10 protein-coding genes are annotated in these 10,310 nt (G+C 73.4%); 1 reads left to right on the top strand and 9 read right to left on the bottom strand.

What is annotated here, in order from left to right; translation table 11 throughout:
• On the bottom strand, positions 1-1,757 hold a 1,757-nt coding region (locus PINTE_RS18220), incomplete at its 3' end, for a primosomal protein N' family DNA-binding protein (RefSeq protein WP_157087350.1).
• A 265-nt stretch (positions 1,758-2,022) separates the two neighbouring features.
• On the opposite strand from PINTE_RS18220, the gene PINTE_RS18215 reads away from it, so the two are divergent.
• Positions 2,023-3,255, top strand: a complete 1,233-nt coding sequence (locus tag PINTE_RS18215; RefSeq protein WP_068433595.1) for a glucose-1-phosphate adenylyltransferase family protein — start codon at positions 2,023-2,025, stop codon at positions 3,253-3,255.
• A 103-nt stretch (positions 3,256-3,358) separates the two neighbouring features.
• On the opposite strand, the gene metK is transcribed toward PINTE_RS18215, so the two are convergent.
• From metK to PINTE_RS18175, 8 genes are all read right to left on the bottom strand, one after another.
• Positions 3,359-4,573 (bottom strand): methionine adenosyltransferase, encoded by a 1,215-nt coding sequence (gene metK, locus PINTE_RS18210; protein WP_068433593.1) that lies wholly within the window; start codon positions 4,571-4,573, stop codon positions 3,359-3,361.
• Between the two features lie 190 nt (positions 4,574-4,763).
• The gene (locus PINTE_RS18205; RefSeq protein WP_068433591.1) at positions 4,764-6,227 is read right to left on the bottom strand and encodes a bifunctional phosphopantothenoylcysteine decarboxylase/phosphopantothenate synthase; all 1,464 of its coding nucleotides are present in this window, start codon (positions 6,225-6,227) and stop codon (positions 4,764-4,766) included.
• A 7-nt stretch (positions 6,228-6,234) separates the two neighbouring features.
• Positions 6,235-6,498, bottom strand: a complete 264-nt coding sequence (rpoZ, locus tag PINTE_RS18200; protein WP_068433589.1) for a DNA-directed RNA polymerase subunit omega — start codon at positions 6,496-6,498, stop codon at positions 6,235-6,237.
• Between the two features lie 27 nt (positions 6,499-6,525).
• On the bottom strand, positions 6,526-7,158 hold the full coding sequence (gmk, locus tag PINTE_RS18195) for a guanylate kinase (protein ID WP_245643046.1): 633 nt from the start codon (positions 7,156-7,158) through the stop codon (positions 6,526-6,528).
• A gap of 124 nt (positions 7,159-7,282) precedes the next feature.
• A complete protein-coding gene (gene mihF, locus PINTE_RS18190; protein ID WP_068433587.1) occupies positions 7,283-7,600 on the bottom strand; it encodes an integration host factor, actinobacterial type in 318 nt (105 codons plus the stop codon).
• 363 nt (positions 7,601-7,963) lie between these two features.
• Positions 7,964-8,281: a chorismate mutase gene (locus tag PINTE_RS18185; protein WP_068433586.1), complete on the bottom strand. Its 318-nt coding sequence runs from the start codon at positions 8,279-8,281 to the stop codon at positions 7,964-7,966.
• Entirely contained in the window at positions 8,278-9,168 is an 891-nt protein-coding gene (gene pyrF, locus PINTE_RS18180; protein WP_068433585.1) for an orotidine-5'-phosphate decarboxylase, read from the bottom strand. The genes PINTE_RS18185 and pyrF overlap by 4 nt, the downstream gene beginning before the upstream one ends.
• Complete coding sequence (locus PINTE_RS18175; protein ID WP_306304871.1) at positions 9,165-10,112, bottom strand: dihydroorotate dehydrogenase; 948 nt, start codon at positions 10,110-10,112, stop codon at positions 9,165-9,167. Before PINTE_RS18175 ends, pyrF begins: the two co-directional genes overlap by 4 nt.
• Positions 10,113-10,310 lie beyond the last annotated feature (198 nt).

Raw genomic sequence — 10,310 nt, 5'->3', positions numbered from 1 at the left:
CCCCCCGCGTCCAGCGTCGGCCGGTCGAGCACGGCCCACGCGTCGAGCAGCAGCGCCGCCGCGTAGCCGCCCTCGACGAGCGGTTCGGCCCCCGGCGTGGCGATGACCAGCGCGGGAGCCGGTGGCACCCGTTCCAGCACCTCCCCGGAGCCGGAGGTGCGCACCGGGGTGCCGGGAAAGGCGCGGCCCAGCTCCTCGGCGGTGCGGCGCGCCCCCACCGCGCTACGGCGCAGCTGCCGCCCACCGCATTCGGGGCACTGCCACTGCCGCGCCTCCAGGCCGCACGTCACGCAGGTCGGTGCCCCCTGGGCGGCGCCGACTGCGAGCGGCGCGTGGCAGGCGGGGCAGCGCGCGCGTTCGCGGCAGTGCGCGCACGACAGGGCGGGCAGGTATCCGCGGCGCGGGACCTGCACGAGCACCGGGCCGCGGCTCAGTGCCTCGCGCGCCGCCCGCCACCCCGAGGAGGGCAGGTGGGCGCGCACGGCGGGGCCGTCGCGTTCCTCCTCCTGGCCCTGCCCGGCGACATGCACCCGCGCCGACAGGCTGCGCCGGGTCGAGGGTTCGGGCAGGATCTCGCGCAGCGCCCCGCTGCGCACCAGCTCCTGCACGGCCACCGACCGGGCGAACCCCCCGGTCAGCAGCGCGCCGCCCTCGAGGCGGGCGCGGGTCGAGAGCACCTGGCGCACGTGGAAGTAGGGCGCCCGCGGCTCCTCGTGCAGGTCGTCGCCGTCGTCCCACCACGCCCACAGCCCCGGATCGCGCACCGGCGCCAGGGCCGCGGCGCGGCTGCCGACGACGCAGCGCACGTGCCCACGCAGCAGCGCCAGCCAGGCGGAGTAGCGCGCCTGCGGTCCTTGATCGGCGGTGAGCCGCACGTGCCGGCCCGAGCCCAACCGGGCGGTCAGCGCCGCGTCGACCCGCCCGACATCCCGATGATCGGGAACCACGATGACCACGCCGCGCCCCGACTCCAGCGTCGCGGCGGCGGCCACCGCGAGGGCCTGCGCCCAGTCTCCGCCGTCGATCGGCAGCGCGCTCCAGGCCGCCGCGGGCGACTCCCCCGCCCGCAGCCGGCGCACGAAACTCGCCCCGGCGGGATACCGGCTCCACGGGCCGATGTCGGGCTCGTCGCCCCCGGCCCCGCTCCCAGACCCGGCCTCGTCCTCCCCCGACGGCTCGGTGTCGGCAGCGGCCACCCGGGGAGCCGCCCCAACTGGTCGCCGGTCCACCTCGGCCGATTCCGCCGACTCGACCACCTCCGGCGCACACGCCTTCTCGGCCCGCGCATGACGCGGCGGAATCGCCAGCCGCAGCACGTCGGCCCGGGTGCCGGCGTGGCCGGCCGCCAGCTCGGTCGCCAGCGCAGCGAGGGCCGGAGTCAGCACGGCGTCGGCGCCGATGACGCGCCGGATCGGGCTCAGCCTGCCTTGATGGTCCGGCTCCGCTACCCGCTCGAGCACGTAACCGGTGACCTCCTGCCCGGCGAACCGCACCTTGACGCGCACCCCCGCGCGCACGAGGTCGTCGAGGTGGGCGGGCACGAGGTACTCGAAGGGGCGGTCGAGGTGCGCCGGCACGACGTCGACGAGCAGTCGCGCGACCGGCAGCCGCTGCGCGAGGGCCTGCGAGTCGGGCAGGTCGTGCCCCGACGCGCGGGTCGCGGTGCGCGGACGGGCACCCTCCGGCCCCGACTCCGGTAGCGCCACCCCCGGCAGCGTCGGTTCGGCACCACCGTGCTCCCCGGACGCCGCAGCCACCGGAACCCTAGCCGCACCAGGCACGCCAACCGCACGAGGCGAACCAACCGCACGAGGCGCCGGCTCGTCGAGCGCACGCGCGGACGCCTCGCGCGGCGACTCGCCCGCCCCGGTGCCCGCTGCAGTGACCATGTCGAACTTTCTATCCCAGACCACCGACAAGCTCGCTGACGCCGCCCGCGCCCAGCGCGCCTGAACAACGTCCCCACTAGGTACTGTGCCCATTTCGGCGTGTGGACCCACTCGGAAGGGGTACCTCGTGACCATGACCCGCCCCCGCATCCTCGCCATGGTGCTCGCCGGTGGCCAGGGTTCGCGGCTCGACGCGCTGACCCGCGAACGGCCCAAGCCCGTGCTCCCCTTCGGCGGCACCCACCGGCTCATTGACATCCCGCTGAGCAACCTCACGCACAGCGACATCACCGACGTGCTCGTCTGCGTGCAGTACCACGCGGGCGACATCGAACGCGCGGTCGCAGGCGGCCGCCCGTGGGACCTGGACCGCACCCGCGGCGGCCTGCTCGTGCTCGGCCCCGAGCAGGGCCGCGGCGAGGAGCGCAGCGGCTTCGCGCAGGGCAACGCCGACCTGCTGCGCCGCATGCGCCACGAGATCCGCCAGGCCAAGCCCGACGCGCTGCTCGTGCTGTCGGCCGACCACGTGTACCGCTCCGACTTTCGCGAGCTCATCGCCACCCACCTGGAAGCGAAGGCCGCGTGCACGATGCTCACCTACGACCTCAGCAAGACGGAGGCGGTCAACCACGCCGTCGTGCAGACCGCCTCCGACGAGCCGGGCGCGGTTGTCACAGGCTTCGACTACAAGCCGTCGACGCCGAAGGGCTCCGTGGTCGCCACCGAGGTCTTCGTCTACGACCCCCTGATCCTCGAAGAAGCCCTCGGTGTACTACATGCGCAGTACAGCAGTGGCGACGACAACGACACCGGCCTCGGCGATTTCGGGGATGTGCTCATCCCGTACCTCATGGAGCACCACACGGTCGTGGCCCACCCGTTGACCGGCTACTGGCGCGACGTCGGCCGGCCGGAGTCGTTCCTGCGCGCCCACCGTGACCTCATCAACGGCAAGGTCGACCTCTTCGACGACCGGGACTGGCCCATGCTCGGCTACACGACCACCCGGGTGGCCGCGCAGGTGCGGGCGGGCGCCGAACTCGTCGACTCACTTGTGTCACCCGGTTGCGACATTTCGGGGCGGGTCGTGCGCAGCGTGCTCGGTCCCGGTGTCACCGTGGAGGCGGGCGCGGAGGTCGTCGACAGCGTACTCTTCGAGGACGTCACCGTGCTCCGCGGCGCGTTCGTCGGCACGGCGATCGTCGACCACCTCGTGGAGTTCGGAGCCGGGTCGCGCGTCGGGGTCGAGACGGGCACCCGCCTCCCCGACCCGGACGCGATCTCGATCGTCGGCCGCCAGAGCGTCATCGCGCCCCGCGTGAAGCTACCCGCCGGCTCCTACCTGGAGCCCGGCACGACCGCCTGAGCCGACCGACCAACCCACCCCCACCACGCCGAAAACTGCGTGTCACGGTCAAACCTGCGGCACGAACCGCAGTTCCGACCACGACACGCAGTTTTCAGGGAACTCAGCCGGCGGCGCGGCGCAGCTCTTCGACCTTGTTGGTGCGCTCCCAGGTGAAGGCGTTGCTCACTTCGGCGGAGCTCTCGCGGCCGAAGTGACCGTAGGCGGCCGTCACCTGGTAGATCGGGCGCAGCAGGTCGAGCTCCTCGATGATGGCGGCCGGGCGCAGGTCGAAGACCTGGCCGATGGCCTTCTCGATGACGTCCAGCGGCTTGGTCTCGGTGCCGAAGGTCTCGACGTAGAGACCGACCGGCTGGGCCTTGCCGATGGCGTAGGCGACCTGCACCTCGCACCGGTCGGCCAGCCCGGCGGCGACGACGTTCTTGGCGACCCAGCGGGTGGCGTAGGCGGCGGAGCGGTCGACCTTCGACGGGTCCTTGCCGGAGAAGGCGCCACCGCCGTGACGGGCCATGCCGCCGTAGGAGTCGACGATGATCTTGCGGCCGGTCAGGCCGGCGTCACCCATCGGGCCACCGACGACGAACTTGCCGGTCGGGTTGACGAACAGGCGGTAGTCGTCCTGCGCGAGCTTCAGGCCGGCGTCGGCCAGGTCCTGCAGCACGGGCTTGATGATGTACTGCTCGACGTCGGGCTGCAGCAGGGCCTCGAGGCTGACGTCCTCGGCGTGCTGCGTGGACAGCACGACAGTGTCGAGGCGCACCGGGGTGTTGCCGTCGTACTCGACGGTGACCTGGGTCTTGCCGTCGGGGCGCAGGTAGGCCATCTGACCCGACTTGCGCACGGCGGTGAGGCGCTCGGCGAGGCGGTGCGCGAGGTGGATCGGCAGCGGCATGAGCTCGGGGGTCTCGTTGGAGGCGTACCCGAACATCAGGCCCTGGTCGCCGGCGCCCTGCTTGTCCTTGGGGTCGATGCCACCGGTGCGCGACTCGTAGGCGGTGTCGACGCCCTGGGCGATGTCGGAGCTCTGCTCGCCGATGGAGACCTCGACGCCGCAGGTCTTGCCGTCGAAGCCCTTGACCGAGGAGTCGTAGCCGATGTCGATGATCGTCTTGCGCACCAGGCTGGGGATCTCGACGTAGCCGGTGGTGGCGACCTCGCCGGCCACGTGCACCAGGCCCGTCGTCACCATGGTCTCGACGGCGACCCGCGCGTGCGGGTCCTGGCCGAGCATGGCGTCGAGGATGCCATCGCTGATCTGGTCACAGATCTTGTCCGGGTGGCCCTCGGTGACGGACTCGGACGTGAAGAGGCGGGACACGAACTACTCCTGCGGTGTCGGGAAATCGGATGGAGCGGTCGGCGACCGCGAAACGGCCGACGGCACAACCCGGACCACTCTATCCGCGCCCGGCCGGCAGCTTTGTCACGCCCATCGTGTGGACGCGGCGCGTCGCCGCTCGCACCGCCGAACGCGCACTTCCAGCGGTCAACGAGCCGTCACAGGGCGGTCAGCGAGACAGCAGCCCCTCCACGGCGTCCCACACGCCGTCGGCGAGCACGTCCTTGGAGGCGGGCCCGACGGTGACCGGGTCGCCGGGGTCGTCGGCGCGCAGCAGGTGCACGGTCGACTCGTCCTTGCCGAACGTCACGTCGCGGCCGACCTCGTTGGCGGCGAGCAGGTCGCAGCCCTTGTGCGCGAGCTTGCGCCGGGCGTGGTGGAGCACGTCGCCCTCGGCGTCGCCGGTCTCGGCGGCGAATCCGACGATGAGCGGGGAGTCGGTGCCCTCCTCGCGCCGGCGCGCCACGAGCCCGGCGAGGATGTCGGGGTTGCGCACGAGGTGGATGATCGGCGCGTCGTCCTCGTGGCCGGCGTCGTGGGACTTCTTGATCTTGGCCTCCTCGTAGGAGGCGGGCCGGAAGTCGGCGACGGCGGCGGCCATGACGATGACGTCGGCCCCGTCGAATCGCGCGTCGACCTCGCGCTGGAGGTCGAGGGCGGACTCGACCCGCACGATGTCGACGCCGCCCAGGTCGGGCAGCTCGACGTTGGCCGCGACGAGCGTGACGCGCGCGCCGCGGGCGGCGGCGGTCCGGGCGAGCGCGTAACCCTGCTTGCCGGAGCTGCGGTTGCCGAGGAAACGCACGGGGTCGAGCGCTTCGCGGGTGCCGCCGGCGCTGACGACGACCCGACGCCCCGCCAGCCCGCTCTCCGGCACGGCGTACAGCGCGGGACCGGAGGCGGCCAGGGCTGCCACCGACTGGGCCACCGACTCCCCCGGCTCCCCCGGCTCCCCGGTACTCCCGGACTCCACCGAATCCACGGTGCCCACGGAGCCGACGGGACCCTGGACAGCCTCGGGGCCAGCAGAGCCGTCGGCGCCCTCGGCCGGGGTCGGGGTCGGGGTCAGCGGCGGGGTCGGGGTCGCCCGAGCCGCCCGGGCCTGCGCGCCGAGCACCTCGAGGCACACGGCGTGGATCTCCTCCGGCTCGGGCATGCGGCCGGGTCCGGTGTCGACGCCGGTCAGCCTCCCGGAGGAGGGTTCGATGACGCGCACGCCGCGGGCGCGCAGGGTCGCGACGTTGGCGACGGTGGCGGGGTGCTGCCACATCTCGGTGTGCATCGCCGGAGCCAGCACGACGCCGGAGTGGGCGGTGAGCAGCACGTTCGTCAACAGGTCGTCGGCGAGACCGTGCGCGGCCTTGGCGAGCAGGTCGGCGGTGGCGGGGGCGACGACGACGAGGTCGGCCTGCTGCCCGAGCCGCACGTGCCGCACCTCGTGGACGTCGTCGAAGACGTCGGGGGTGACGGGTTTGCCCGACAGCGCCGACCAGGTGGGTGCGCCGACGAACCGCAGCGCGGCGGCGGTGGGCACGACCGTGACGTCATGCCCGGTCTCGGTGAACCGCCGCAGCAGGGCGGCCACCTTGTAGGCGGCGATGCCGCCGCCCACCCCGAGCACGATGCGGCTCATCGCGGGCTCAGGCCTCGATGGGCGTGGAGGTCAGCAGGCGCTCGTTGATCTCGCGCAGGGAGACCGACAGGGGCTTCTCGTGGATCTGGGTCTCGACGAGCGGGCCGACGTACTCCAGCAGGCCCTCGGAGAGCTGGCTGTAGTAGGCGTTGATCTGGCGGGCGCGCTTGGCGGAGTAGATGACCAGCGCGTACTTGCTGTCGGCGACGTCGAGCAGCTCGTCGATCGGGGGGTTGGTGATGCCTTCGGGCTGGGCAATGGTGCCGGACAAGGTATCTGCCTTCTGGTAGAGGTGCGTTCAGGCGGTGCCCGCGCCGGGCCCCGCGCACAGCGCCGCGGGCGCGTCGGCGGGCCGGTCGGTGCCGCGGTGGTCTCCCGGCGGGGCGGGCGAACCCATCAATGATACGAGTTCCTCGCTCGCTCGCCGAACATCGTCGTTGACGATGACGTGGTCGAACTCGGAGGCGGCCGCCAGCTCGACCCGAGCGGTCGCCAGCCGGGTCTCACGTTCGGCCAGACTCTCGGTGCCGCGGCCGACGAGGCGGCGTTCGAGTTCGTCCCAACTGGGCGGGGCGAGAAAGACGAAGACGGCGTCGGGCATCGTCTCGCGCACCTGCCGGGCGCCCTGCAGGTCGATCTCCAGCAGCACGGGGGTGCCGGCGGTCAACGCCTTCTCGACGGGGCCGCGCAGGGTGCCGTAGCGGTTGCGGCCGTGCACGGTGGCCCACTCGAGAAAGTCGCCGGCCTCGACGCGGGCGCTGAACTCGGCGTCGGACAGGAAGTGGTAGTGCCGGCCCTCGATCTCACCGGGCCGCGGGTGGCGGGTGGTCGCCGACACCGACAGCCACACGTCGGGGCGGTGGGCTCGGATCCAGGCCGCGACCGTGCCCTTACCGACCGCCGTCGGCCCGGCGAGCACAACGAGGCGCACCGGCCGGGTCGCGTGCCGAGGTCGACTCGGGGCGGACGTGGCGTCGGGCGAAGCACCCCCGGGCACAGACGCTCCGCCGGGCGCGTCGGCGCCGGCGGAGTGCGTCTGCGGTGCGGGAGGGATCTCAGGCCTCGCCGAAACGGTCGAGCAGGGCCGCGATCTGGTTGGCGCCAAGACCGCGCACCCGCCGCGTCTCGGAGATGCCGACCTCTTCCATGATCTGGCGCGCCCGCACCCGACCGACCCCGGGCATCGACTCCAGCAGCGAGGACACCTTCATCTTGCCGATGACTTCGTTGGTCTTGCCCTCCTTGATGACGGAGGACAACGACCCCTGCGAGGACTTCAGGCGGTTCTTCACCGCGGCGCGCTCGCGGCGGGCCGCGGCGGCCTTCTCAAGTGCTTCCGCGCGCTGCTGCGGGGTCAGCTGGGGTAGGGCCACGGTGTCTCCTCGGTCTGACTCGGCGGGCGAGGCGGCGTCGCTGCCCCTGAGCCTGGTAACCACGTGCAGGGTCGGTGTTCCCAACGAACCTAGCGACCAGGTCGGATGTGCGCAACGACAGGACGCACAATATGCGACCACGGCTGTTACCGGCCCCGATCCCGCGATGAGCGGGCCTTTTGTCACCGTCGGCAGTCCCGGGAATTGTCCGCACGGGCCTGTGCAATCGCCCGCCTGAGCCCGGCCGCGCCCATCCCGAACGAACCGGCTCCCGGAGCCGGTGGCCGGGCCAGTTGCGCTGAACCACAGAGTCGTTCGCGTTTCGTGCCGGTTCTGGGCGGCGGTCGCCCGAGCGGGAGGCGGTCAGCCTCGTTCGGGGGTCTCCCCCGCCGCGATCGCCCGGTGGTGGCGGATGACCTCTTCGACGACGAACGCGAGGAACTTCTCCGCGAAGGCGGGGTCGAGGTCGGCGGTCTCGGCCAGGGACCGCAGCCGCTCGATCTGCTGCGCCTCGCGCTCGGGGTCGGCCGGCGGCAGCCCCGCGGACGCCTTGAGGTGCCCGACGCGCTGCGTGCAGCGGAACCGCTCGGCGAGCAGGTAGACGAGCGCGGCGTCGATGTTGTCGATGCTGTGCCGCAGGTCGAGCAGCTCCTCCCAGGGGTCCCGGTCCGGGGCCGTCACGGACGCAGCTCCTGCGTGAGGCGGGCGGCGGTGTCGAGGGCGGCCGCCCGCAGCGCCGCGACGTCGGGCCCGGCTCCGAGCACCTCGCGGCTGCTGGAGGCGAGGATCGCGCGGCTCGCCACCCCGACGGCTCGCGCGAGCTCCTGGCCGGACCCGCCCTGGGCCCCGATGCCCGGCGCGAGCAGCGGGCCGTTGGCCGACTCGAAGTCGAGCCCGAGTCGCTCGATGTCGTCGGCGATGGTGGCGCCGACGACCATGCCGACGCTGCCGAGTTCGGTGCGGGCCCGGGCCGCGTTGTTCTCGGCCGACACGGCGGCGATGATCTCGCCGGCCACGGTCGCCGAGCCGACCTGCCCCTCGGAGACGGGGGCGCGGGCGTGCTGCACCCGCCGGCCCTCGGGGTTCGAGGTCAGCGTCAGCACGAACACGCCGCGGCCGTTGGCGGCGGCCAGATCCAGCGCCGGGCGCAGGGATTCGTACCCGAGGAACGGGGACACGGTGATCGCGTCGACCGCGAGCGGGCCGTCGGCGAGGTAGGCCTGCGCGTACCCGGCCATCGTCGAGCCGATGTCGCCGCGTTTGACGTCGAGCAGGCACAGCGTGCCCGCCTGCGCGAGGCCGGTGACGACCCGTTCGAGGACGGCGATGCCGGCCGACCCGTGCCGCTCGAAGAAGGCCGACTGCGGCTTGACGCAGGCGACGTGGCCGCCGAGCGCCTCGACGCAGGCCATCGCGAAGCGTTCCAGGCCGGCGACGTCGTCGGGCAGCTCCCAGGCCGACAGCAGCCCGGGGTGCGGGTCGATGCCGACGCACAGCGGGCCGTGCTCGTCCATGGCGGCGGTGAGGCGGGCCCCGAACGGCCGCGTGGCGGTCTGGTCGTCGGTCATGAGCGCGGCTCCGGAATCCGTCGATGGGCCAGGCCGACGGCGTCGGCCGGCGAGGCCAGGCCCCGGGCGCGCAGCTCCTCGGCGAGTTCGTCGCGCACGCGCACGGGCGCGTGCGGGTCGTTGAAGATCGCGGTGCCGACCTGCACGGCGGTGGCGCCGGCGGCGAGGAAGCCGAGGGCGTCGCGGCCGGTGCGCACGCCGCCGACCCCGACGATCGGGCGGGCGGGCACGTCGCCGGCCTGCATCGCCGCGTAGACCTGCCACACGGCGCGCAGCGCGACGGGCCGCACCGCAGGGCCGGAGAGCCCGCCGGTGAGCCCGGCCAGCGCGGGCCGCATCGTCAGCGTGTCGATCTCGAGCCCGAGCAGGGTGTTGATCATCGTCAGGCCGTCGGCGCCGGCGTGCACGGCGGCGCGCGCGATGGCGACGATGTCGGTGACGTCGGGGCTGAGCTTGACGAGGATCGGGATGCCCGGGGGCACCTGGGTGCGCACCCGGTCGACGACCTCGGTGGTCGCGGCGGGGTCGCACGCGAAGACGAGTCCGCGGTTGGCGACGTTGGGGCAGGAGATGTTGACCTCGACCCCGACGCACGCGTCGAACGCGGGGCTCTCGGCGAGCCGGTTGGCGACGGTGGCGAATTCGCGGGGGTCGTTGCCGCCGATGGAGACGATGACCCGGGCGCCCGCCGACATGAGCCAGGCGAGGTCCTTCTCGACGAAGGCGTCGATGCCGGGGCCCTGCAGCCCGATCGAGTTGAGCATGCCGCTGGCGGTCTCGGCCATCCGCGGCGTGCCGCGGCCGGCGCGCGGGTCGGCCAGCACGGTCTTCGTGACGAACGCGCCGAGGGTGGAGACGTCGAAGAAGCGATGCAGCTCCGCGCCGTTGGCCGCGCACCCGGACGCGGTCATCACCGGGTTGGGGATCGTCAGCGGCCCGAGCACGGTCGTCAGGTCGAGCGACTCCCCGGGAGCCAGCGTGCGCTCCCACGGCGGCACCGCGCCGGGACCGAGGCCGGAGGCGGGTGGTACGCCGACACCGGAACCCCCGGCTCCGGAGGCGGCGCCCGAACCGTCGGGGGCGGGCTCGGTGACCGCCGGGCCGTTCGCGGCGGCGTGGCCGCTCGCGGCGGGGGCGGGTCG

The sequence above is a fragment of the Piscicoccus intestinalis NBRC 104926 genome, assembly GCF_001515525.1.
Classification (GTDB): domain Bacteria; phylum Actinomycetota; class Actinomycetes; order Actinomycetales; family Dermatophilaceae; genus Kineosphaera; species Kineosphaera intestinalis.
This window is presented reverse-complemented; position numbering and strand designations above follow the sequence as displayed.